The organism is Aeromonas sp. HMWF015, from assembly GCF_963878965.1.
Lineage (GTDB): Bacteria > Pseudomonadota > Gammaproteobacteria > Enterobacterales > Aeromonadaceae > Aeromonas > Aeromonas veronii.
The window spans coordinates 1-21336 of sequence record NZ_CAWNZT010000213.1 but is presented as its reverse complement, the minus strand read 5'-3'; the positions used below and the strand labels follow the sequence as shown (position 1 = coordinate 21336).

Genomic DNA, 21336 nt, shown 5'->3' with positions numbered 1-21336 from the left:
TGGAAAGTCATTTTTGTGTCGTTCATCACACGGGATGGATACATGCCGCTTTTTTGCAAGTTATGTGACCAATAAGAGAGTCATATGGCCTATCGAAGTGGTCGCATTCTAGCCACTTTTTCCCGTCTTTATCGTTATCATTGTGGCTAAACTGCATTTTTTTCGTGGTTGCACGTCAAGCTGTGTCGTTATATCAATAGATACTTTTATGGGGCGGTCAGGTGTGACGCAAATGTGTCGCGGCTGCTGCGCACCGGTTAATGTGCGACAACTCAGTGATGGTATCCCGTCAGTGTTATCATGTTGCCCCCAGTTCCGGATAAGGTCTTTTTATGTCCCGCTTGCGTCTGCTTGTCTCCGACTCTCACGATCCCCTGTTCAATCTGGCCGTTGAGGAGTGCATCTTCCGCCAGATGGACCCCGGCCAGCGGGTGCTGTTCCTCTGGCGCAATGCCAATACCGTGGTGATTGGCCGTGCCCAGAACCCGTGGAAGGAGTGCAACACCCGCCGGATGGAGGAGGACGGGGTGACGCTGGCGCGTCGCAGCAGCGGTGGTGGCGCCGTGTTCCACGACCTTGGCAACAGCTGTTTCACCTTCATGGCGGGCAAGCCGGAGTATGACAAGAGCGTCTCCACCGCCATCGTGCTGGACGGGCTCAAGCGATTGGGGATCGAGGCGTTTGCCTCCGGTCGCAACGACTTGCTGGTGGCGACCCCTGACGGGGATCGCAAGGTATCGGGGTCGGCCTATCGGGAGACTCAGGATCGCGGGTTCCACCACGGCACCCTGCTGCTGGACGCCGATCTCGGCCGGCTCGCCAACTACCTCAACCCCGACCCCAAGAAGCTGGCGGCCAAGGGGATCACCTCGGTGCGCAGCCGGGTGTCCAATCTGTGCGAACTGCTGCCGGGGATCGACCATCAACAGGTGAGCGAGGCGCTGCAGGAGGCCTTCTTCCACCATTACGGTGCGCGAGTTGAGCCCGAGCATATCTCCCCGGCGCAGATGCCGGATTTGCCGGCCTTTGCCGAGACCTTCGCCCGTCAGCGCAGTTGGGAGTGGAACTACGGTCATGCCCCGGCGTTCAGCCATCTGCTGGAGGAGCGGTTCAGCTGGGGCGGGGTGGAGTTGCACTTTGATGTGGAGAAGGGGGTCATCACCCGGGCGCAGCTTTTTAGCGATACTCTGGAGCCGGCCCCGTTTGATCTGCTGGCGGCCGAACTGGCGGGTTGCGGCTATCGACCGGACGCTGTCGCCGCACGCTTGCAGCCTTGGCTGGCGGCCTTTCCGCAGCAGCAGAGCGAGTTGACGGAGTTTGCCCGGTGGCTGTTGGCCTCCCTGCGTTGATGGCGGTCCGTTAGTGCGTTGTCAACCAGGATGGGAGCAAGATCACGAAATATAAAGAGGCGCCTCAAAGGCGCCTTTTTGCCAGCCCTTGTGATGACTGATACATGACAAAAAGTAGGGTAGGCCATTAGATATTGTCACTGTCGGCCCCGCTGGCACAGGGGTATAACGGCCGCACATTTGCTGTACTAATGGTATAAAAATGAGTGACTTAGTTTATCTTCAAGACGACAGCGTCAATGCCGTCCACCCCGATTTTTCCGCCCGTTTCGCCACCGTCAAAGCCAACTTTTTCTCGCGTAATCCCGATCTCTGGCCGGTCTTTCGCGAGCCCGGATTCGCCACCCTCAATGAATTTCGGGCCCGTGGTCTGGCTCCCGATACCCGTCTGAATGCCTGGCCCGATGGCCGCGCCCGCCTTGCCGATCTCTGCGAGACCATGCCGGTGCCCGCCACCATGCGCACTCCGGGCGAGCCGATGGCCGAGCTGCTGTTTGCCGGCGCCTTGTCAAAGGATTGGGAGAACCCCTCCAGCGTCGAGAACGTCATCACCATGTCGGCGGATCCCGCTATCTATGGCGCCCAGATGGGTATTCTGGCCAACCCCAATCTGGTCTACTCCGAATATGCCGGAGTGGCCGAGGAGCTGGAGAAGAAGGTGGTGCGCCAGATTGCCCTGCTGGCGGGTTACGACCCGGCTCGCGCCACTGGCATCTTCACCCAGGGGGGGACGTTTTGTAACCTCTATGGCTACCTGCTCGGCATTCGCAAAAGCCTGCCCGAGGCCAAGCACAAGGGGCTCGGCCACTATCAGGATTACCGCATCATCAACTCCCAGGGGGGGCATTACTCCAACATCACCAACCTCTCCCTGCTCGGGGTCGACATCGAGAACAAGACCATCCGCATTCAGGTCGGCGAGAACAACGACATCGATCTCGACCACCTCGAGCGCACCCTGACCGCCTGTTTTGCCCTGAAACATGTGGTGCCCACCATCATGCTCACCATGGGCACCACCGACACCTTCGGGGTGGATCAGGTGAAACCCGTGTTCGAGCTGCGCAATCGCCTCTGCGAGCAGTTCGAGGTTGCGGTCAAGCCCCATATCCACGTCGATGCCGCCATCGGCTGGTCGATGATCTTCTTCCTGGGTTACGACTTTGCCGCCAACCCGCTCGCCATCAACAGCGCCACCCTGGCCGGGATCGAGCGCAATGTGGCGCGCTTTGCCGAGCTCAAATATGCCGACTCCTTCACTGTCGACTTCCAGAAGTGGGGCTATGTGCCCTACACCTCCAGTCTGGTGATGATTAAAGAGCAGGATGACCTCAAGGCGATGGAGAATGACCCGGAGAACTTCTCCTACTTCGAGCGGGACATTCAGGGCCAGACCCACCTGCAATCCACCATCGAGTGCTCCCGCGGCGCGAGCGGCCTGTTTGGGGCCTATGCGGCGCTCAACTATATGGGAGTGGAGGGGTATCGCACCGTGCTGGCGCACTGCCTGCAAAATGCCAATTACTTCCGCTTCCGGTTAAGCCAGCTCGGCAACGTCAAGCTGGTGGCGCAGGAGAATCAGGGGCCGAGTGTCGGCTTCAAGATCTACAACCCCGAGTGGGTGGGCGATCCGGAAGCCGAGTTCGCCTTCGAGCTGGCCCGCTCCAGCGACCCTGACTACAAGGCGCGGCTGCAACGCAACACCGATTACCACCGCAGCCTGTTCAAGGGGCGCGGCAAGGTGGGGCTCTACACCAACTGGGTGGAGGCGGTGGCTCACTCCGACTATGACGCCCGCGGCAAGTACTCCTACATCGCCGGGGAGAAGGCGGTCTTTATGAACCCCGCCTGCACCCGCGAGCAGATCGACGCCTTTATCGACCATATTTGCGGTTGATGGATGTTGCCCTGACAGTCGAGCGCGGCCTGTGATGGCAAGAGGCGGTCAGGGTACCTCGCCAACAGATAAACAAAGGGCAAGCCAATTGGCTTGCCCTGCTGTTTTTGCGGCTCTGTTTTTGCAGCACTGTGCGTAAGTAGTGGGGAAGAGCGAGCTCAGAGAGCCAGCAGTTGCTCGTTTTCGACAATTTCGCACCCGGCGGGCAGTTTCGAGAGGGCGATCATAGCGCGAACCACCTGACGGGCCTCGATGGCGCGCCAGCGGGCGAGCTTGCCCACCAGCAGCGGCCGAAACAGCGGATAGATAGCTTGAAAGATCTGCTCCGAGCGGCGCGGTGGCTGGCGATCCCCGAGCAGCATGGCGGGCCGCACGATGGCGAGCCGTGGCCAGGATTGGGCCAGCAGGGCCTGCTCCATCTCCCCCTTGGTACGCGGATAGAGCGCCGGGGACGATGCGCTGGCTCCCATGCTTGAGACCACGATGAGGCGTTGACAGCCGTGGCGGCGGGCCAGTTCGGCAAAGGCGATCACATAGTCGAGGTCGACCCGGCGAAACGCCTCGGCAGAGCCCGCCTCCCTACGGGTGGTGCCGAGGGCACAGAAGGCGATATCCACCGGGCGGGAGAGGGTGACGCTGGCCAGATCATCAAAATTGACCGGCAGCCAGTGGTGCGCCTCCTTGCCCGGCTTGCGACAGAGCAGGGTCAGTTCATGTTCGGCAGGCAGTTGCTGCACCAGTTCGCGACCGATCAGGCCGCTGGCTCCGGCAATCAGGATCCGGCTCATGGGGATGCTCCCTGTGTCATTCGATGGTGTTGATGCCATGGTGGCTGTTCATCAGCATCAGGCAATTTGCGAGCAGCTGCAATGGGGGAGATGACACTGCATCCCCTGACAGGATCACGGGCAGGATGAATTACGCGGGGCTGGATAAAACAAAACCGGCGCGAGGCCGGTTTTGCGGGATATCAGAGTGGGGTATTGAAAGCTGCTGGCAGCGGGAAGTCACCCGTCACTGTGGTCAGCCTGTCATTGGCGAAGGTGACGGTGAGCTCCTTGCGCTCCTTGTCGCCGTGGCCTGGCTGGAATTCATAGAGGTAGTACCAGGTGTTGGGGTCAAAGCCGTCGCGCAGCATGGGGGTCCCCAGTACATAGCTGACCTGCTCGCGGGTCATCCCCTGGCGCAGTTTGTCGACCTGTTTTTGTTCCACATAGTTGCCTTGGGGAATATCGATACGATAGACCAGGCTGCAACCGGAGAGGGTGAGGGCGGTCAGGGCCGCGGCAATCAGGTGTTTCATCCGCATATCGAGTTCAGATCATCCATTCAAGTCTTTTTACGCTGGCCGAATCATACCTACTCCCTTGGCGGAAGTAAAAAGCCAAGGCAAAAATAGCCAAAGGGAGTTACCCCCCTTTGGCCAGCACGGCATCATTCACTGTGGCTAGGGATTGGCCTGACGAGCCTAAGCATAGGTGCACTGTAGCCGCCGTCATGAAACACTTCATGTGATGGTTCGAACTGCAGGTAGTTGTATCCATCTCCAGAGGAACTGTCAGAAATAAACTGGAGCCTGGTTAAGGCATTGCTTTGCTCGGTGAGCTTGTTGCAAGCCTGTGCCTGCTCTTCGGTCGGCTCAATATATTCATTGGTCTCCGGATCATATCTGGCTTCGCACGCACGCTGTTTGAGGGTTTCAGTGTCCGCGGCCAGCTGAGGGTCTGGAAAGCCCACTGCGCTGTAGGTAGCAGGTTGGCACTGAGGGTTGTAGAGGGTAAACAGCTCCTTGATGTCTGGGGCCCGCCAAGGTTGTGCAGGGGGGTCAAGCCGGTCGTTGGCTTGCACGATGATGGTCATCAAGGGGTTGTCGCTCTGGCTTGCTCTGCTGTTGATCACCTCGGGCATGCCCTCGCAGCCAGAGCCATTATCACTGACTTGTTGACCGTAGGGGCAGTAGAGCCACTGCAGACCGGTGGCTCTGTCATTGACTACCTGCAGCTTGCCTTCGGCCGTGTCGATCAGTTCGCTAACGAAACGGGTATCATCGTCCTGATAGCCAGGCAGGCATTCACGGGCCAGGCTTGCTGCCGGCAACAGGGCGGCAGCAAGTAATAAGGGGAAGAGAGAGTGGTACATTTTATTCTCCTGTGACCTTGAAGCCATCGCTCACCAGCATGACGTAGTGGGGTTGATACTGACGGGCAACGCTGCCACGCAGCTGGGTATCCGGGCGAACTTCATATGCATCAGGCCCGCCATCATCTTTTGCCCAAGTGCTGTTGGTACGACTGACCGGCATCACATCCGAGGTCCAGAAGCCGTAGAAGATCCCCTCCAGCTCCTGCCATTTGCCATAGGTGTATTGCAAACCTGAATAGAGCGGGAAGTAGCGGGTATCGAGGGCAATGGGGTTATCCCGGGTCAGGGTCATGATGCCGTAGAACTCCTGCTGGCTGGGGGCGCGCCAGTTGGAGAGGCCGCACAGCTTGCTCTGGTTGACCTGGCTTATCTGGCGTTTCAGATTGCAGCGGCTGCGGTCACTGGCCAGGGCGCCACTTTGCGGGTCATAGCAGCTGCCGTTGAAGGCGTTGTTGCTCTGGATATCGTCATAGGCAAACAGGCTCTTGTCATCGTGCAGGGAAGATTCGCCATCCTTGTGTTGTACCTTGGTCTCCCATACCAGCCCGCTCAGGGCGTCGGCCACGCAGGCAAACGGCATCTGTTTGTAGGAGAGATCCTGGCGTGGCAGGGGTTCTCCCCGGTTGTCCAGCTTGATGTAGCGAGCGCCGAGCACTCCATCCAGATTGCTGTTGACCGCTTGTCCACTCAAGGGATCGCAGCGGCTATCCAGATCCCGACCACGCTTGCCATCATCCAGCCCCATGCTGTGAGTGATACGGGTATCGGCCACATGCAGCTGGCCGGCCCGGTAGGACAGTGGGGCACTGATGGTGCCCCCCTCGCTCATGACCCGGATCTGATAATTTCGATAGGGTTGCAGTCCGTTCAAGGTAATGCGGGTCTGTTCACTGCTACGCAACTGTCCGGCCTTATCCATCCGGGTAAACGGCGTCTCTCCCCAACCGATCTGATAGCGGGAAACGCCCGCTTGGGGCAACCAGCCCAGTGTCACCCAGTGATTGCCATTACGCTCTTTCCCCTGGCCGAGGATTGCCAGCCCGATCACCTGATCTGATAACACTTCCTGCTGGCAAACCGGGGCGATTGGGCTATTCGGGTAGAGAGTGATCCAGTTTCCCGGCGTGCTGTTGCTGGGATAGAGAGGTGCATCTGTCTCTGAATTGCGAATGAACGCTGCGGCATCCTTGAGCAGATGGGAGATGTTCTTGTCGGTACTGACATTGAACAGCGGGCCAAGACCGCTATTGTCGCTGATGGCACTTTGTAGTTTGAAGATATCCGGGATGACATTATTGCGACCATAGAGGCCATATTCGTTTGTCATGTTCATCTCCAGCCAGCTGAGCAGTTGCAGATGAAAAGCACTGCCCTCGATGAGGTTGACGGGCTGGTTCCAAAGCTCCCCCTCTGCTTGCAGGGCAATCATGGCGGCTAGCATCTCCAGTTGATGCCTCGGGAGGGCATTGAATTTTTGGGTCAGCTCATCAAGGGTCCATGCTTGCCAGCCTGACATGGCAGAGCCCGTGCTCGGGTTGAGGGTGCTTTTTAGCAGCAAAGCCCACTGCGCCGTGGTGGTATAGCCCACATTGAGGCGCGGGTATTCGCTGGCGCCGAGCATGCCATCGCGATTTTCATCGCGCTTGACCAGCTCGCAGAAAGAGCCAAGCACCGAGCGCAGTTCCACCTCACTCTTGGCATCCTGTACCACCAGGGTCAGGGTGTCTTCCATCAGATCATCACTGGTCTCGCTGCTGCCCGGTTTGCAACTGGCAAAGCTGTTGTTGAGGTCAGCGAGCGTGAGAGTGATGTTGTACTGGTTGCCCTGTTCGATGGGCAGAGACTCTTGCATCCGGCCACTCTGTGCCATCACCGCAAGCCGTTGTGGCCGAATGGGGCGTTCGGGTTTGAAATAATAGCCAGCATCTAGCCCATCGTGGTTGGGGTTGGCACCAATCTCTACCGATACCGATGCTTCGCTCAGACGAGAGGGGAATTGTCCCAGCAAGGTCAGTTGACGCTGTGGATAGAAGGTGGTGAGCAGCTTGTAGGTCGCTGTGCGGGTATCCAGTTTCTCCATGGCAGCGAGGGCATCGTTCAGCCGGGTTTCGGCGTCGTCAGGTAATGTTGTGCCTTGGCTGGTGGCCAGCATCGTCAGGTGTGCAAACAGGGTGGATGTCGGGTTGGACTGTTGCTGGCTGACCAGTGCAGTTGCCAGTGCACTGAGTTGCTGGGCCGGGTTCGGCATATCGCCGTTCAGGGTCAACTGCAGCAAGGCGGTGAGATCTCGGGCAAAACGGTGATTGAGATGAGGGTCACTGAAGAGCTGGCCAGAGACATCCTGTTTTCCCTCCTGCTTTTGCAGCGCTGCCATGATGCTCTGATATGCCAGCGGCATGGGGGAGAGGTGCAGGCGAGGGCTCTCTTGCTCGGTGATGATGCCATCCCCGTTTTGATCCTGTTTGAGCAGTTGTGTCAGCGCAGGCAATTCACTGCTGAGGGATAGCCCGCTGTTCTGACGGTGGCTGGCGACAAGGCGCAGCGCCTTGTCTTGTGGCCATTGGCTCAATTTCAGTTTGAAGCCGAAACTGCCATCAGCCTGAGCGCTCTGGGTGACGCAGACCTTGTCGGCACAGAGCTGAATATCAAATTGCCCACCCTGTTCGTGAGTCAGCGGCAGTGCGCCGGCCAGATCCAGCGAAGTGGGTGGGGCGGGTTGTGTCGTCTCCGTTGTTGGTTGGCCCGATTGGTCTGGTGACGTTGTTCCCGAGCCGCTACCTGAGCTCCCTCCGCTGCTACTGCTGGTGCTTCCTCCGCTGGCAGTACCTCCCGCAGTGCCCGGGTTGTTGCCACTTCCGCTATCCGGTGTGGTGGGTTGCTGGTTGCTACCGCTTCCTCCGCTGTTGCTTGCGTTATTTCCCGCCTGCTCGGGGCGGCCCAGCTCTGCCTTGCATGCCAACAATGTGGCGCAGCAAAGGAGCAATAGCAGTGGTTTCGTTGTCCTGAACACGTTCGACTCCGTTATTGTTGTTTAGATTATTAATCTGCCAAGTCCGGTTTTTAGCGCGCACATGAAACTCATTGCAGATGCTTTTGCTGTTAACTTCGTTAAATTTGCAAATTCACTCTGCGAATTATTTCATTTCGCGATAATGATATTGATTCTCGTTCGCGATCTCAATATCATCTTGTCGTTGTTTAATTTCAGGCATAAAAAAACAGGGACAAAAAATGACGATGCGAGTTTGGGATTACCTTCGTGACTACCTGAAGGATGAAAGCGGTGCCACGGCCATTGAGTACGGCATCCTGGCTGCCGGGTTGGCGGCCGGGATCCTGGCCATATTTGGCTCGGACGGGATCTTCATCACGGCGTTGAAAGAGAAGTTCACCGCTATCGTTGCCGGGTTGAATATGGACGCGGCTGGCAAGTGATGGCGTGGGGGCAATGGCTCGCCATACTGATGGCCTGCTGGTGTCTGGTCAGTGATCTGTTCGAACGGCGGATCCCCAATCTGGCGGTGCTGGTACTGGCTCTCTGGGTTGGCTGGTTGTTGCCGTTCAATCCGCTGTCACTGGTGTTGGCCATACTGACCTTGCTGTTGGGGCTGGTTGCCTATCACCGAGGCTGGTGTGGCGCCGGGGACAGTAAGTTGCTGGCGGTCTGCCTCTATGGGGCAGGCGAGCAATGGCCCGAATTATTGCTGTTGATGGCGTTCTCCGGTGGCCTGCTCAGCCTGGTGTGTTTTATCCATAGCCGCCTGCGCCCTTCACCCAATCCAACTACTGTGCCTTATGGGGTTGCCATCCTCTGGGCGACAGCTCTGACCACACCTCTATTTATGTAGTCACACCTTATGAAGAAACTCTTTTTGCTTATCGCTGCACTGCTGGTGCTGGCGGCGATGCTGGCTACCTTGTGGCCAGCTGAACCTGCGCCGCAGAGCGGTACGTCCTCACAGGATCCGCCAGCAGAATCGTTGGCGCCGGATCGGGTGGCCCAAGTGTTGGTTGCCACCCATCGGGTGCAGGCCGGTTCTTTCATCCATCCCGAAGATCTGGGCTGGCAAGCCCTTCCCGAAGCCGAAGAGAGGAACCTGCCGGGTCTATTTCTGTTTGGTTTTACCGATACCAAGGCCCTCAAGGGGAGTCTGGTGACCCGCACGCTGGAGGCGGGCCAGATCGTCTCTGCCGATGATTTGGTTCGTCCCGAGCAGAGTCACTATCTCTCCGCCATGATGGCGCCGGGCATGCGAGCGGTGACCCTGGCGTTGGGGAGGGAGGCGGCCAGCCACGGCCTGATCCGGCCCGGTAACCGGGTGGATGTGATCCTCACCAGCAAGCATGCGCGTCAACACAATGCCCAAGGGGCAGAGGTAACCAGCAATCAGTCGGTCGAGATCATTCTGACCGATATCAAGCTGCTGGCCATCGATGCCCAGGTGACCGATATCGCCGCGCTCAACGGCAATCCTGCGGCACAGGATAATTTCGACCAGGTCGCTGTCACCTTCGAGTTGCCCCCTCGGGCGGCAGCACGCTTGTTGCTGGCACATCGCTTGGGAGAGCTGGCTCTGGTGCTGCGTTCGGCACAGAGCGCACCGGCGGGCAGCCCTGCGATGGCGCTGCCGGAGGGGAGTCTGATATGGGCTGAACAGGTCGCTCGCGGCCAGAACCCGAGAGCCATTCCAGGTCACGGGGTCAAGATCAGTTATGGCGACGGCAACGACCGAACCCGTCAACCCTAATCAACACAGAAAGGAAATGATGTTGCGAACATTTGCCATATTGCTCGCCATGCTGCCGCTCTGGGCCGCAGCCGCCGAGAGCCTGACGCTCACTCCCGAGCAATCCACTCTGCTCAATTTTGATGAACCTGTGCTGGATGCCTTTGTCGCCAATTCGGAGTTGGTCAGAGTGCACAGCCCCTCTGATCAGCAATTGCTGATCTATGGCCGCAAGGTGGGCAACACCGATCTGGTGGTGACTGCACTCGATGGCCGAACCCTGGGTCACTATCGGGTAACCGTCGTTGCTGACCTCGCACCGCTTGAACAGCTGGCCCGTCAGCATTTCCCCCAGAGCCGGCTCACCTTTAGCGAGTCGGGCGGTGCCATCGTAGTAGCAGGAGAGGTGACCAGCCCGCTGCAGGCGCATGAAATCCTCAGCATGGTGGAAGGCTTTGCCAAGGGACTGCAACCGCAATCCGTCGCCCAGAGTACGGTGATGGCCCCTTCGCCTCAGGCGGGTAATCAGGATGAAGGTGCAGCAGTCGCCGGTGGGGGCAGCGGTCAGTACGCCAATGTCATCAACCAGCTGCGACTGGCCGGATCGGATCAAATCAACATATCGGTGCGCATCGTCGAGATGCAGCGTACTACCAGTGAACAGCTGGGACTGCGCTGGAGCGCGATGGGGGAGTATCTGCAGTTGGGTGTCTCGCCGGGTAACCGTTTCCCGAAGCCGCTGGAGCGAGGCAGCTGGACTGGCAAGAAAGATGTGGTCTACATCAACGCCATCATCGATGCGCTGGTAGAAAACAGCCTGGTCAATGTATTGGCCGAGCCCAACCTGACGGCCAAATCGGGAGAGGCGGCGACCTTTATGTCCGGCGGTGAGTTCCCCTTTCCGGTTGGCAACGGGGATAACGGGCCCGAGATTGAGTTCAAGAAGTTCGGCATCTCGCTGGAGTTGACCCCGACCCTGCTGGATAACAATCGCATCAGCCTGACGGTCTCCCCGGAAGTATCGACCCTGAGCCGGGAGAACAGCGTCACCATTGCCGGGGTCGTGGTACCGGGCATCGAGACTCGTCGTACCACCACCACCATCGAGCTGGCTGACGGCCAGAGCTTTGCGCTGGCAGGTTTGGTGCGCAGCCATCGCAACCAGAATAACGAAGCGCTGCCCTTCCTGGGAGAGATCCCCGGGCTGGCCCCCTTCTTTGGCAGCAACAGCTTCAAAAATCAGGAGAGCGAGCTGGTGATCATCGCCACCGCCCGTCTGGTGCAGCCCACCAGCGATCCCCTCTCCCTGTCGACGCCGCTGGATCACTATCGGGCTCCGAGTCGCTTCGAGCGACTGTTCTTCACCGACATGGGGTCAACCCAATCGCCGGCGGCGCAGACAACCCGCCTGTTCGGCAACTATGGCTACAGCTACTGAGGAGGATGACCATGTTGAAAGAGACGCTGTTGCTGGCCATGACGTTGCCGCTACTGGCTTGTACCACTCCACCTCCGGCTTCCCCTCTCAAGGATCAGTTGCAATTCCGGGTTGCCCCGTCGCAGTTGCAACAGCAGTTGCAATGGCAACTGGCCCCTTTGGCCAATCGGCTGGAGGCGGGCACCGTCACGCTGCAGATCAGCGGGCCGCAGCCAGCAAGCCATGCGCCAACGCCGGAGGCGCTGCGCCAGCAGCTGGCTCAGTGGCTGGCGCTCGATACCCGGCTCATCTTCACCCCGACCGGGCAAGGTGACTATCAGGTGCAACTCGATGCCACCTTGCAGCCGGATAGCTGCCGTTATGCCAGAGGCGGGGTGTCAGCCCCTGCCAGCGCCTGTCTGGTGCTGCGCAATCAATATCGTGCCCAAAGCCATGGCGAGCACTGGGCTCGTGGTGCCCGTTATGACGGCAGTGGTAGCGCCCTCGATGCCGGCGCGGTACAGCGCCTCTATCAGGGCAAGGCCAAATCAGCCAAGAAACAGCAGACGACCGGGGAGTAAGTCATGAGTGAACAAGCCAAACGGCTGGTGGCCGTGACGCGCCAGCGCGCCTTGAGTGCCGGGGTCGAGCGGGTGATGGCCGGGTTGAGCGATGTGGAGCACCTGCAGCTGACGGGCTCTCTGGCGGAGGCCAGAGCGCACTGTCTGGCTCACGGTGCGCCCGATATCCTGCTGGTGGAGGTGGAAAATCAGCAGACGCTGGCGGCCGATCTGGCGGCGCTTGCCGAATGTTGTCCACCCCAGATGCGGCTGGTGCTGCTGGGGGAGCGGGGGGATGTTGCCCTGTTTCGCTGGTTGATCTCGGTGGGGGTGGATGATTACTACCCGGCGCCGCTGGATCCTGATGCGCTTCGTGCAGGTCTGTTGCGTCTGCTGGGGGTGCCGCTGGTGACCTCCTTGCGTAAAGGGAGAGTGATCTGTGTCGTGGGGGCCGCGGGTGGCGTGGGCACCAGTACTGTCTGCGCCAATCTGGCACTGGAGCTGGCAGAGCAGCATCACCGTCAGGTGGCCCTGCTGGATCTCAATCTTTATCACAGCCGTCACCCCATTTTGCTGGGCAGCGACTATGCCTCGCCCGGCGAGCAGTGGTGGCAGGCGACCGATCGGTTAGATGGCACCCTGCTGGCCCACACCGCTCATCAACTCGGGTCGCGGTTGTTCCTTTTCTATGACGAGGGTGCTGAGCTGGTGCTCGGCGCCGAGCAGCTGGTGGCCGCGGTCAATATGATGGCGGAGCACTACAGCACCCTCATTATCGATGTGCCGGACCTGCGCAGCCATGGGTTACGCACCTTGCTGCAAGAGGCAGATGTGGTGATCTGGTTGCACGATTTCAGTCTGGCGGCATTGCGACTGTTGGGGAACTTGCCCAAAGGGGGGCAGGCTCAACGTCACCTGCTGGTAGGCAACCATTGCCGCGGCAAGGCGGGGCGAGTGCCCGCCACGGAGCTGGAGCGGGTCTGTGGTCAACCTCATGCCGCCGTGTTGCCTTATGACCACGGCGCCTTTGTGCGAGCCGAGCGGGCCGGCATGGCGCTTATCAAGCAAAAAAGCAAACTGGCCCGAGCAATCAAGTGGCTGGCAGCCGAGCTGGTTGGCACTCAACCAGCGGGACGCCGCCGGGGAGGATTGCGCTGATGTTCGGACAAGCCAGCAATCGGCAGCCGCCGGTACAAGGGGCGCTGCTGACCATGTCTGAGGCGGCGCGCGAGGCGTTTTACGATCTGGTGGAGCCCTCGGTGGCAGCCACCTTGCCCCGTGATGCATTGCTGGAGCGGGTCGCCAATGCTCTCGATCAGCTCTCGAGCCGCCGCATGCTCCCTTACAACCGTCAGGAGTTGCTCCTGCTGGGGCGGCAACTGGTGGACGAGATGGTGGGGGTCGGGCCGCTGCAACCCCTGCTCGATGATCCCGAGGTGTCGGACATTCTGGTCAATGGTCCGGACAAGGTCTATGTGGAGCGGCACGGCAAGCTGGTGTTATCAGGGGTGCGCTTTCGCGACCGTCAGCATGTGTTCAATGTGGCGCAGCGGATCGTCAATGCGGTGGGACGGCGGGTGGATGAGTCCACCCCGATGGTGGATGCCCGTCTGGCCGATGGCAGCCGGGTCAATGTCATTGCACCGCCTATCGCCCTGTGCGGCACCTCCATCTCCATTCGCAAATTCCCGAGTAGCCGCCTGACGTTGGCTCATCTGGTGGAGAAAGGGGCCTTGTCGGATGCCATGGCCCGCTTTCTAGGTCTGGCTGCTCGCAGTCGTTTCAACGTGTTGATCTCGGGGGGGACGGGGTCGGGCAAGACCACCCTGCTCAACGCCCTGAGCAAGCACATCAACGACGACGAGCGGATCATCACCATTGAGGATGCCGCCGAGCTCTCTCTTGAACAGCCGCACTGGGTACCGCTGGAGACGCGCAACGAGAGTGCCGAAGGCAAGGGGGAGGTGAGTGTGCGGGCGCTGGTGCGAAATGCGCTGCGGATGCGGCCGGACCGGATCATCTTGGGGGAAGTGCGCGGCGCCGAGGCGTTCGACATGCTGCAGGCGATGAACACCGGCCATGACGGTTCACTCTGCACCCTGCACGCCAACACCCCGGAAGATGCGTTGCTGCGCCTGACCAACATGTTGCAGATGGGGGCGGAGCGCCTCTCCGAGCAGATCATTCAGGCCCAGATCGCCAGCGCGGTGGATCTGGTGGTGCAACTGGAGCGAATGCGCGATGGTCAGCGCCGCATTACTGCCATCAGTGAAATCACGGCGCTGGAGGGAGGCCAGATCAGGATGCAACCGGTGTTTCGTTTCGTGCTGGAGTCCGAGCTGCATGGCAAGTTGCAGGGGCGCTTCATGGCCCATCCGCTCTCGGCCGGGGTACAAGAAAAGGCTCGTCAAGCGGGCCTGCTAGCCGAGTTGCAGGCGTGCATGGATGAAGATGGGGAGGAGGGCGCATGAGTATGCTGTTATCCGTCTGCCTTGGCTGGGGGGCGGCTTGTCTGCTGCTCTGGCAGTGGCAGAGTCGGCGTGAAGCCTGGCTGCAACAGAGCCAGCGTTATGGCGGGCAACCGGAGTCCCGGGAGGCGGCGCGTCCCTTGCCCCAGTGGTATCAGCAGATGGTGACCATGGTGGGGCAGGAACAACTGACTCGCTGGTGTTGGCAGGGGCCGGCAGGCGCCGCACTAGCCTGCATCTTGCTGGTCGCCAATGGCATGCCGCTTTGGCTGGCGTTGTTGCTGGCGGTTGGTGGCGCGCTGCTGCTTGGTCTGCTGCTCTATCAACAGCTGCAACAGCGGGCGCTGGAGCAGTTTCGCACCGGCCTGCCCGAGGTGATTGACGGGATGATCCGGGCGCTGCGGGTGGGGGCGCCGCTGGCCGATATTTTCCAGCAAGTGGCACGGCAGCAGCGCGGCTTGATGTCACGGCTGTTTGCCCAGATGCACGACGAGTTGCAGGTGGGGCAACCGGTGGCGCAGGTGATGCGACAGGCGGCAAGCAGGGTCACGGTGGCCGAGTTCCAGTTTCTGACCATAGTGCTCAGCCTGCAGCAAGAGACCGGTGGTCGCCTCTCCGACGTGCTGGCACAACTGGTTGAAACCCTGCGTGCCCGTCAGACCCTGGCGGCCAGCATCCAGACCATCACCGCCGAGAGTCGCAACTCTGCCAAGGTATTGGCCGCTCTGCCTGTCATCATCCTGCTGGTGCTGTTCAGTACCGGGCGGGAGCACTTTACCTATCTGATGACCACGGCCAGCGGCCAGTGGGTGATGGGGTATGTCTCATTCAGCGTGGCGGTGGGGCTCTGGCTTATCCGCCGGCTCACGCGTCTGCAGGGGTAGGTCATGGCTGTTACCCAACTATTCGCATTGGCACTGCTATCGCTTGCGCTTGCCGCAGTGACGGGCTGGTACGGTTACCGGCAACAGCAACAGTGGCAACAACAGTGTCGCCGTTATGCCACTCTTGCCGCGGCAAAGGTGCCGGGGCGTGAGTGGCTGGCGTGGTGCGGCCGCGGTTATCCGGTGGGCAGCCGCGAGCAGGCACGCTTGCAGCAGTTACTGGCACAAGCCGGGATCTTTGCCAGCCAGGGTTTTGACCGGTTACGGGGTGCCAAGCTGCTGGGGGGGCTGGGGTTGGCCATCATGGTGCTGACATGGCGCCTGCTGGTTGCCCCGGCCGATGGATTCACCCTGATGTGGGTACTGATGGCCTATGTGGTAGGGGCCGGTTTGCCGGAGCGCTGGCTGCAGTGGCGGGCCCGCAAGGTCAAGGCGGCTCAGCAGAAGGTGGTGCCTGATGCCATCGACCTGCTGGTGATCAGTGTCGAGGCGGGGCTTGCGCTGGATCGGGCGTTGCTGCGAGTGGGTCACTATCTGGAGGCGTTGGAGCCGGGGCTTGCCCGGCAATTCTTGCGTACTCATGCCGAGATCCAGATGCGCGGCGATCAGGCCAGCTGTCTGGCACGGCTTGCCTGGCGGACCGGCTTGCCCGAGCTGGAGCGTCTCGCCAACACCTTGCAGATGGCTCAGCAGTACGGGTCGCCATTGGCCGAGACCATGCGCACCATCAGTCAGGAGGCGCGCCAGATGCGACGACTGGCACTGGAGGAGCAGGCTGGCTCCCTACCGGGCAAGATCACCCTCATCCAGATGGCGCTCATCATGTTGCCCATGCTGGTGCTGATCATTGCCCCCACCCTCAATTTGTTGATCAACAGCCTGCGTTGAGCAGGCGATGGAATCGGATATGAAATCGAGCTATTACCTCATTTTTATCTTGCTGCTTCTGCTGGCGGGATGCAGCAGCCATGGTGATGCATCGGCGCAGAGTCAAAGCAATGGCATGGCGGTGGCCAAGGCCGCTTTTGATTCTGCCCAGTATGAGAAGGCTGAACGCCTCTATCTGGCGCTCTTGAGCAGTGATGCCTCGCTGGAAGAGGCGCAGCTGATGCTGGCGCGAACCCGTTATCAGCAAGATAAAAAGCAGGCCGCGCGCGATGGTCTGCAACAGCTGCTAGACCGCGCTGGCAAGCAGGCACCGGAGGCGGCCAATTATCTGGGCAAGTTCCTGCTCGATGATGGTCGTACGGAGGAGGCCGCAACCGCTTATCGTCAAGGGCTAGCCTTGCCGGAGCTGACACCGCTGGCACGGGCCCGGCTCAGCAATGGACTGGGGGTAGCCAGTCTGCGGCAGGGGGCGTTTGCCAAAGGGCGTGCGCTGTTTGAGGCGGCGGTCGCCGCTGCTCCGGATGAGCCTGACTATCGCGGCAATCTGGCATTGGGCTGGCTGATGGAGGGTAACCGGGTCGCAGCTCGTCAGGCCTTCGAGCCGCTGCTGCATTATCAGAGTCTGCCACCCCAGGTGGAGATGAACTACGCCCTGCTGCTGCTGGCCGAGGGCAATGAACCTCAGGCTCGCCTCATCCTGTCGCGCTTTCTCAGTGCCAGCCAGCTGGAACACGATATCCGTCTGCTCAAGGCGCAACTCAGAGGGCAGTCTGTGTGAATCATCAGCGTGGCGTGGCCAGCATCGAACTGGTGATCATCTTGCCACTGCTGCTGGCGTTGTTGCTGCTGGTGGTGGATGTGCTGCGGATACAGCTGCAATACAGCACCCTGGAGTATGGCCTGCGCGCTGCATTGCGGGAGCTGCAGGCCGAGTCGGCCGCAGGGCGTATCCCCTTGGCTGGCGCTATTCGGGAGCGGTTACTCAAGCAAGGGCACGGTGAATTGGCCGGGGTGGAGGTGACAGTCAGGCATCATGTGTCACTTGCAGCCATGTTGGGGCAACAAGAGGGGGGGCTGGATCCTGGCAGTGACACCCGTGCGCCGGCCGATCCCGTGCTGGAGGTGACTGCCAGACTTCGCCCCCGTTTGCTGCTGACCCCGAGCTGGCTGGTAGCCGATCGCCAGCTGGGTTATCAGAGCACCTTGTTGTTGTTGACTGACCGGTTGCCGGCAGGTGGTGCAGGATGAGCAGAACCATCTCTCGACCCGCACAAAACAGAGGGAGCATCAGCATCGAGGCGATGCTGTTTATCCCCGCGCTGCTGGCCCTGCTCAGTTTTGGCAACGAGGCATTGCAACTGCTGCGCCTTGAACAGCGGTTGCACAATGTGGCCTATAACGTGACGCAGATCGTGACCCAGCAAGGGGTCACGCAGGATACGGCGGCAGTTTCCCAGCTGGCGTTTTATCAAGGATTTGTGCAGCAGCAACTGGCGGCTCTGCATGGTGGGCAAGCGGCGTTGACCATAGAGCAGTACAACAGCGCCAGTGGTGAACTGTTGCCGATGTTGCAGGGAAGTGGCTGTGCCGGGCAGGGCAATTGGCCGCCGTTGCGGGTTGGCACCTTGATGCGGGTGACCCTCTGCTATCGCCCGGATGTGGACGGGGGGGGCATGTTTAGCCGCCTGTGGGGCGATCGTGCGTTGACCACCCACTTTATTCAGGAGGTTCACTGATGCCACTATTGTCTGAACAGCGTGGCGGCTTATCTCCGGCATTCGCATTGATGCTGGTCGGGGTATTGGCGCTGACCGGGGTCGCCATCGAGCTGGTGCGCGGTTACAACGGCCAGAGTCTGCTCAGCGCCGCTGCCGATGCAGTCATCTACTCTGCGGCAGATAGCGATACAACCTTGCAAGATGCCCAGGCGCTGATGCAGGCCAATCTGAGCGGGCGTAACCTGCAGGTGGCTACTCCCCGCCTGAACCAGGGAGAGCAGGGGGCGCAAGTGATCTTGCAGGGAAAAGTGCCCGCTCTGATGGATCTCTCGGCGATAGATGAAGGGGAGGAGGGGATGCCGATTGCGGCGGCTGCGCGTGCCAGCAGTGCACGAAGCCGGATCGAAGTCGCGCTGGTGCTGGATATTTCCAATTCCATGTCAGGTGCCCCCATGAAGGCAATCAAGCAGGGCCTTGTCGAGTTTGGCGAGGTGCTGTTTGGTCGCGAGCGGCGCAATCAGGATCGGGTGGTCAGCATCATTCCAGCCACCGGGCTGGTCAATATCGGCGATCATCCCGAGCTGTTTCATCCCGAAAGTATTGAGTTTCCCTTCGGGTTGCGGACGCTCGCAGAGGAGCGTGGTTGGCTCAATCTGTTGTCGCGGGAGGTGCCGGGGCGCCAACGCAAGGCATTCTGTGCCAGATTGCCGGAGCATGTGGATGGTATCGACCGGGTGGTGGAAGTGACTCCTGGCTGGATCCGCAAACTGGAGCAAGCCCCGCGGGATGAACTGAGGCCCCATCTTTTTTACAGCACCAAGCCTCCCCCCATTGCCCGTTATGGCGATGGGACGTCCTTGCTGGCCTTTGCGCCCAAAGATAATCCGCTGGACCGCTATCTGGAGAACCGCCGTGACAAGCTCGGCATCTTCGATGATCCGGATTGCGGGGTCAGTCCGATCCAGCCTCATCTTGCGACCCGTGCCGACTATCGTCAGGCGCTTGATACCCTCTATGCCGCATTCAATACCAACACGGCAGAGGGGGTGATGTGGGGTTGGCGGCTGCTTTCACCAGAGTGGCAGGGACGCTGGCGGCAGGGGGCGGCAGCTTTACCGCGCCCATATGGGTTGCAGGATAACCGCAAGATCATGGTGCTGTTTTCCGATGGGGAACACATGGGGTCCGAGGCGGCATTGCGGGATCGCAAGCAGTTGCTGTTATGCCGGGAGATGAAACGCAAGGGGATCCAGATCTACACGGTGGCATTCGAAGGGGATACCCGTTTCGTGGCCCAGTGTGCCAGTGATCGCTCCCTGGCCTTCAAAGCAACCAAAAGCAATATTCGTACTGTGCTGACCCGGTTGGCGAGCTCCATCAACGATGTCGTGTTGACGAAATAATGCAAAGAGGGGCCTGATCGGCCCCTCGATATTCAAGGTGTTAACAGGGTCACATCGCCGCGCGGAAGATGGCGACGATCTCTTCGTGGCTGGCCTGTTTCGGGTTGGTGAAGCCGCAGGCATCTTTCAGGGCGTTGCTGGCCAGGGTATCGAAGTCATCGGCCTTGACGCCGAGCTGCTCCAGACCGGCCGGGATCTTCACATCCAGCGCCAGCTGCTTGATGGCGGCAATGGCAGCGGCGGCGCCCTGTTCGTCGCTCATGGCACTCACGTCCACCCCCATGTAGCGGGCGACATCCTTCAGACGAGCCGCGCTCACCTGGGCGTTGAACGCCTGAACGTGGGGCAGCAGCACGGCGTTACAGACACCGTGGGGCAGGTCATAGAAACCGCCCAGCTGGTGGGCCATGGCGTGCACGTAGCCAAGGCTTGCGTTGTTGAAGGCCATGCCGGCCAGGAACTGGGCATAGGCCATCTGCTCGCGGGCATGCAGGTCATCGCCATGGTGAACTGCGGTGCGCAGGTGCTTGGCAATCAGCTCGATGGCCATCACGGCGCTGGCATCGGTCACCGGGGTGGCGATGGTGGAGACATAGGCCTCGATGGCGTGGGTCAGGGCATCCATACCGGTGGCGGCGGTGAGACCAGCCGGCTTGGCCAGCATCAGCTCGGGATCGTTGACCGACATCAGCGGGGTAACGTGCTTGTCGATGATGGCCATTTTCACGTGGCGCGCTTCGTCGGTGATGATGCAGAAGCGGGTCATCTCGGAGGCGGTACCGGCGGTGGTGTTGATGGCGATAAGCGGCAGTTGCGGTTTGGCGGAGCGATCCACCCCTTCGTAATCCTTGATGCTGCCACCGTTGGCAGCGACCAGCGCGATGCCCTTGGCGCAGTCGTGGGGCGAGCCGCCACCCAGCGAGATAACGCAATCGCAGCCGTTGGCCTTGATCATCGCCAGACCCGCTTCGACGTTGCTGGTAGTGGGGTTGGGTTTGGTCTCATCGAAAACAGCGCTTTCAATGCCATGTTCAGCCAGCAGGGTGGTGAGCTTGGCGACCACGCCGATCTGGTTGAGGATCTTGTCGGTGACGATCAGCGCCTTGCGATAGCCGTAACCCTTGATATCGGCGGCAGCCTCTTGCAGACAGCCGGCACCCATCAGGTTGATAGCGGGAATATAGAACTTGAATGTAGCCATGATGGACTTCCTATAGTTAGCCATTAAGTGGTATTTGAGAGCTAGGCTACCATCTAGAAAGGGATACAAAAGCATCTTGTTTACAACTTTACGGGGTCGATCACGAGTCGTTAATTAAGCGCTGAACCAGGCTTGACTTTCCCGCATCTGACTCGATTTGCAGAAAAACGTTTGTCAATTATTTCATTGAGTTAGCAAACGTTTTGCGCAATGTTTGTCACTGTCAATGCGTGGAAGTGTGAGGCGCTTCAAGGAATTGGAAAGCGCTTTCGACCATAGTTGGCGCCTCCCCGAAGAGGGGGGTAAAGGCTTGAAAGTATCATAAAGAATCATCTTAACTTGTGCCCTGACCATGCTGGCAGGGGGCAACCAGGAGTCCAATATGTCTGATGTATTTCACTTGGGTTTGAAGAAAGCGGATCTGCAAGGCGCCACCCTGGCGATCGTCCCCGGTGACCCCGAGCGCGTGAAGCGTATCGCAGAGCTGTTGGATAACCCGGTGCACCTGGCCAGCCATCGTGAATTCACTACCTGGCGCGGCGAGATGGACGGCAAGGCCGTGATCATCTGCTCTACCGGTATTGGTGGCCCGTCCACCTCCATCGCGGTAGAAGAGCTGGCCCAGCTGGGTATCCGCACCTTCCTGCGTATCGGCACCACCGGCGCCATCCAGCCGCACCTG

At 59.9% G+C, this 21336-nt stretch carries 21 protein-coding genes; 16 read left to right on the top strand and 5 right to left on the bottom strand.

What is annotated here, in order from left to right:
• The first annotated feature begins 332 nt into the window (after positions 1-332).
• Together AACS18_RS11665 and AACS18_RS11660 are read left to right on the top strand one after the other, a co-directional pair.
• Complete coding sequence (locus AACS18_RS11665) at positions 333-1349, top strand: lipoate--protein ligase A (protein WP_108612353.1); 1017 nt, start codon at positions 333-335, stop codon at positions 1347-1349.
• Positions 1350-1551: 202 nt separating this feature from the next.
• On the top strand, positions 1552-3246 hold the full coding sequence (locus tag AACS18_RS11660; protein ID WP_108612352.1) for a pyridoxal phosphate-dependent decarboxylase family protein: 1695 nt from the start codon (positions 1552-1554) through the stop codon (positions 3244-3246).
• A 158-nt stretch (positions 3247-3404) separates the two neighbouring features.
• On the opposite strand, the gene AACS18_RS11655 is transcribed toward AACS18_RS11660, so the two are convergent.
• The 4 genes from AACS18_RS11655 to AACS18_RS11640 form a co-directional block, all read right to left on the bottom strand.
• Positions 3405-4034 (bottom strand): NAD(P)H-binding protein, encoded by a 630-nt coding sequence (locus AACS18_RS11655; RefSeq protein ID WP_108612351.1) that lies wholly within the window; start codon positions 4032-4034, stop codon positions 3405-3407.
• Positions 4035-4216: 182 nt separating this feature from the next.
• Complete coding sequence (gene bamE / locus AACS18_RS11650; RefSeq protein WP_005337980.1) at positions 4217-4555, bottom strand: outer membrane protein assembly factor BamE; 339 nt, start codon at positions 4553-4555, stop codon at positions 4217-4219.
• Positions 4556-4680: 125 nt separating this feature from the next.
• On the bottom strand, positions 4681-5385 hold the full coding sequence (locus tag AACS18_RS11645; RefSeq protein WP_108612350.1) for a DUF1566 domain-containing protein: 705 nt from the start codon (positions 5383-5385) through the stop codon (positions 4681-4683).
• A gap of 1 nt (position 5386) precedes the next feature.
• Entirely contained in the window at positions 5387-8398 is a 3012-nt protein-coding gene (locus AACS18_RS11640; protein ID WP_108612349.1) for a DUF1566 domain-containing protein, read from the bottom strand.
• A gap of 221 nt (positions 8399-8619) precedes the next feature.
• Between AACS18_RS11640 and AACS18_RS11635 the strand changes: the two genes are divergently transcribed.
• Genes AACS18_RS11635 through AACS18_RS11575 form a run of 13 tightly spaced genes read left to right on the top strand, consistent with a single transcriptional unit; the run spans position 8620 to position 19453 of the window.
• Complete coding sequence (locus AACS18_RS11635; RefSeq protein ID WP_005350403.1) at positions 8620-8823, top strand: Flp family type IVb pilin; 204 nt, start codon at positions 8620-8622, stop codon at positions 8821-8823.
• Positions 8823-9236, top strand: a complete 414-nt coding sequence (locus AACS18_RS11630; RefSeq protein WP_181363265.1) for a prepilin peptidase — start codon at positions 8823-8825, stop codon at positions 9234-9236. The genes AACS18_RS11635 and AACS18_RS11630 overlap by 1 nt, the downstream gene beginning before the upstream one ends.
• 9 nt (positions 9237-9245) lie before the next feature.
• The gene (cpaB, locus tag AACS18_RS11625) at positions 9246-10136 is read left to right on the top strand and encodes a Flp pilus assembly protein CpaB (RefSeq protein ID WP_108612348.1); all 891 of its coding nucleotides are present in this window, start codon (positions 9246-9248) and stop codon (positions 10134-10136) included.
• A gap of 19 nt (positions 10137-10155) precedes the next feature.
• Positions 10156-11553 carry a type II and III secretion system protein family protein gene (locus tag AACS18_RS11620; RefSeq protein WP_108612347.1) on the top strand — a complete coding sequence of 466 codons (1398 nt, stop codon included), beginning with the start codon at positions 10156-10158 and terminating at the stop codon, positions 11551-11553.
• A gap of 11 nt (positions 11554-11564) precedes the next feature.
• Complete coding sequence (locus tag AACS18_RS11615; protein ID WP_108612346.1) at positions 11565-12113, top strand: pilus assembly protein FlpD; 549 nt, start codon at positions 11565-11567, stop codon at positions 12111-12113.
• 3 nt (positions 12114-12116) lie between these two features.
• Complete coding sequence (locus AACS18_RS11610; protein ID WP_108612345.1) at positions 12117-13250, top strand: AAA family ATPase; 1134 nt, start codon at positions 12117-12119, stop codon at positions 13248-13250.
• On the top strand, positions 13250-14563 hold the full coding sequence (locus AACS18_RS11605) for a CpaF family protein (protein WP_108612344.1): 1314 nt from the start codon (positions 13250-13252) through the stop codon (positions 14561-14563). The genes AACS18_RS11610 and AACS18_RS11605 overlap by 1 nt, the downstream gene beginning before the upstream one ends.
• A complete protein-coding gene (locus AACS18_RS11600) occupies positions 14560-15444 on the top strand; it encodes a type II secretion system F family protein (RefSeq protein WP_108612343.1) in 885 nt (294 codons plus the stop codon). Before AACS18_RS11605 ends, AACS18_RS11600 begins: the two co-directional genes overlap by 4 nt.
• Positions 15445-15447: 3 nt before the next feature.
• Positions 15448-16332, top strand: a complete 885-nt coding sequence (locus AACS18_RS11595) for a type II secretion system F family protein (RefSeq protein WP_108612342.1) — start codon at positions 15448-15450, stop codon at positions 16330-16332.
• Positions 16333-16351: 19 nt separating this feature from the next.
• Entirely contained in the window at positions 16352-17110 is a 759-nt protein-coding gene (locus AACS18_RS11590) for a tetratricopeptide repeat protein (protein WP_108612341.1), read from the top strand.
• Positions 17107-17580 carry a TadE/TadG family type IV pilus assembly protein gene (locus AACS18_RS11585; protein WP_005359316.1) on the top strand — a complete coding sequence of 158 codons (474 nt, stop codon included), beginning with the start codon at positions 17107-17109 and terminating at the stop codon, positions 17578-17580. The genes AACS18_RS11590 and AACS18_RS11585 overlap by 4 nt, the downstream gene beginning before the upstream one ends.
• Positions 17577-18068: a pilus assembly protein FlpK gene (locus tag AACS18_RS11580; RefSeq protein WP_108612340.1), complete on the top strand. Its 492-nt coding sequence runs from the start codon at positions 17577-17579 to the stop codon at positions 18066-18068. The genes AACS18_RS11585 and AACS18_RS11580 overlap by 4 nt, the downstream gene beginning before the upstream one ends.
• Entirely contained in the window at positions 18068-19453 is a 1386-nt protein-coding gene (locus AACS18_RS11575) for a vWA domain-containing protein (RefSeq protein ID WP_108612339.1), read from the top strand. Before AACS18_RS11580 ends, AACS18_RS11575 begins: the two co-directional genes overlap by 1 nt.
• 49 nt (positions 19454-19502) lie before the next feature.
• On the opposite strand, the gene yiaY is transcribed toward AACS18_RS11575, so the two are convergent.
• A complete protein-coding gene (yiaY, locus tag AACS18_RS11570) occupies positions 19503-20654 on the bottom strand; it encodes an L-threonine dehydrogenase (protein WP_005359322.1) in 1152 nt (383 codons plus the stop codon).
• A gap of 382 nt (positions 20655-21036) precedes the next feature.
• Between yiaY and AACS18_RS11565 the strand changes: the two genes are divergently transcribed.
• The coding region (locus tag AACS18_RS11565; protein ID WP_445206798.1) for a phosphorylase family protein at positions 21037-21336 on the top strand (300 nt) is incomplete at its 3' end.

What these genes read in the sequence shown, in the direction of transcription:
- AACS18_RS11605 (WP_108612344.1), top strand. Translation starts at nt 13,250, where the DNA reads ATGTTCGGACAAGCCAGCAATCGGCAGCCGCCGGTACAAGGGGCGCTG.
- AACS18_RS11635 (WP_005350403.1), top strand. Translation starts at nt 8,620, where the DNA reads ATGACGATGCGAGTTTGGGATTACCTTCGTGACTACCTGAAGGATGAA.
- cpaB (WP_108612348.1), top strand. Translation starts at nt 9,246, where the DNA reads ATGAAGAAACTCTTTTTGCTTATCGCTGCACTGCTGGTGCTGGCGGCG.
- AACS18_RS11660 (WP_108612352.1), top strand. Translation starts at nt 1,552, where the DNA reads ATGAGTGACTTAGTTTATCTTCAAGACGACAGCGTCAATGCCGTCCAC.
- AACS18_RS11595 (WP_108612342.1), top strand. Translation starts at nt 15,448, where the DNA reads ATGGCTGTTACCCAACTATTCGCATTGGCACTGCTATCGCTTGCGCTT.
- AACS18_RS11580 (WP_108612340.1), top strand. Translation starts at nt 17,577, where the DNA reads ATGAGCAGAACCATCTCTCGACCCGCACAAAACAGAGGGAGCATCAGC.
- AACS18_RS11590 (WP_108612341.1), top strand. Translation starts at nt 16,352, where the DNA reads ATGAAATCGAGCTATTACCTCATTTTTATCTTGCTGCTTCTGCTGGCG.
- AACS18_RS11610 (WP_108612345.1), top strand. Translation starts at nt 12,117, where the DNA reads ATGAGTGAACAAGCCAAACGGCTGGTGGCCGTGACGCGCCAGCGCGCC.
- AACS18_RS11615 (WP_108612346.1), top strand. Translation starts at nt 11,565, where the DNA reads ATGTTGAAAGAGACGCTGTTGCTGGCCATGACGTTGCCGCTACTGGCT.
- AACS18_RS11665 (WP_108612353.1), top strand. Translation starts at nt 333, where the DNA reads ATGTCCCGCTTGCGTCTGCTTGTCTCCGACTCTCACGATCCCCTGTTC.
- AACS18_RS11645 (WP_108612350.1), bottom strand. Translation starts at nt 5,385, where the DNA reads ATGTACCACTCTCTCTTCCCCTTATTACTTGCTGCCGCCCTGTTGCCG.
- AACS18_RS11655 (WP_108612351.1), bottom strand. Translation starts at nt 4,034, where the DNA reads ATGAGCCGGATCCTGATTGCCGGAGCCAGCGGCCTGATCGGTCGCGAA.
- AACS18_RS11600 (WP_108612343.1), top strand. Translation starts at nt 14,560, where the DNA reads ATGAGTATGCTGTTATCCGTCTGCCTTGGCTGGGGGGCGGCTTGTCTG.
- AACS18_RS11630 (WP_181363265.1), top strand. Translation starts at nt 8,823, where the DNA reads ATGGCGTGGGGGCAATGGCTCGCCATACTGATGGCCTGCTGGTGTCTG.
- bamE (WP_005337980.1), bottom strand. Translation starts at nt 4,555, where the DNA reads ATGCGGATGAAACACCTGATTGCCGCGGCCCTGACCGCCCTCACCCTC.
- yiaY (WP_005359322.1), bottom strand. Translation starts at nt 20,654, where the DNA reads ATGGCTACATTCAAGTTCTATATTCCCGCTATCAACCTGATGGGTGCC.
- AACS18_RS11575 (WP_108612339.1), top strand. Translation starts at nt 18,068, where the DNA reads ATGCCACTATTGTCTGAACAGCGTGGCGGCTTATCTCCGGCATTCGCA.
- AACS18_RS11620 (WP_108612347.1), top strand. Translation starts at nt 10,156, where the DNA reads ATGTTGCGAACATTTGCCATATTGCTCGCCATGCTGCCGCTCTGGGCC.